2 protein-coding genes are annotated in these 1,028 nt (G+C 59.2%); both read right to left on the bottom strand.

The annotated features are described in order from the left end of the window. Positions 1 to 396 (bottom strand): response regulator (locus FYJ24_RS12520; protein ID WP_154546743.1); only part of this gene is annotated, 396 nt, incomplete at its 3' end. Then, positions 393 to 911: a response regulator gene (locus FYJ24_RS12515; protein WP_206192735.1), complete on the bottom strand. Its 519-nt coding sequence runs from the start codon at positions 909 to 911 to the stop codon at positions 393 to 395. The genes FYJ24_RS12520 and FYJ24_RS12515, both read right to left, overlap by 4 nt. Positions 912 to 1,028 lie beyond the last annotated feature (117 nt).

The following is a 1,028-nucleotide window of genomic DNA, read 5'->3' as shown; positions in this document are numbered from 1 at the left end:
TACCTGATAACGGTGTTCCACATCCAGCGTGTTGCGAATGCGCTGGAGTACCTCGTCATGCTTGAAAGGCTTGGTGAGAAAATCACGTACCCCCATGCTCAGCGCTTTATGGCGTGTTTCGTCATCGATCTGGGCGGTCAGTACGATGACTGGCGGCATCTGAGCCCCGAAGTGCGCCTGCAGCTGTGACATGACCCCATAGCCATCCAGGTAGGGCATCCGGATATCCAGCAGGATCAGGTCGGGCAACTGTTGTTGGCACAGGCCCAGCACCTGGCGAGGGTCGCTGATTCCCTGCACGTGGTCGAAACCGTGATCGTCCAGCAGGTCCAGCAGCAGCTCGACGTTGATGCTGTTGTCGTCGACGATGAGTAAGCGCTTGCTCATCAGGGTCATGTGGCCATCCTTGGAGCGTGAGCGGGGGCGACAGCCAGATAGTGGCTCAGGGTCGCGGAGAGCTTGTCGAGGTCGATAGGCTTGGTCAGGTAGTCGGCAAAGCCAGCCTCGAGGCCTCGGGCAATGTCCCGTTCCATGGCGTTGGCCGACAGGGCAATGACGGGAAGGTGCTTGAGCTGCTCATCGTGGCGAATGATCTCCAGCGCTCGATAACCGCTCATACCCGGCAGGTTGATGTCGAGCAACACCAGGTCGGGCGGTGAGTAACGCATGATTTCAAGCCCCAGCTCGGCGCTGGACACGGTTTGCAGCTGGACGTGTGGGTAGTCCTCCACGATATCTTCCATGAGCTTCTGGTTGGTGGGGTTATCCTCGATATAGAGCAGGCGGTAGCTGCTCTGTGAGGCAGTGTCTCCCAACGTTGCCGACACCGCCGAGGAAGGCTCGGCGGTGTTTTTTTCTGCCATGGGCAAGGTAAACCAGAAGGTGGAGCCACGTTCGGGTTGGCTGTCCACGCCAATGGCCCCCCCATTCGCTCCACCAGCTCACGGGTAATGGCCAGGCCGATGCCCGTCCCTTCGATGACGCCGTGCTCCTCATCCAGCCGATTGAAGGGTTCGAACAACTCTTCC

This window comes from Scrofimicrobium canadense (assembly GCF_009696615.1).
In the GTDB taxonomy this organism is placed as follows: Bacteria; Actinomycetota; Actinomycetes; order Actinomycetales; family Actinomycetaceae; genus Scrofimicrobium; species Scrofimicrobium canadense.
This window is presented reverse-complemented; position numbering and strand designations above follow the sequence as displayed.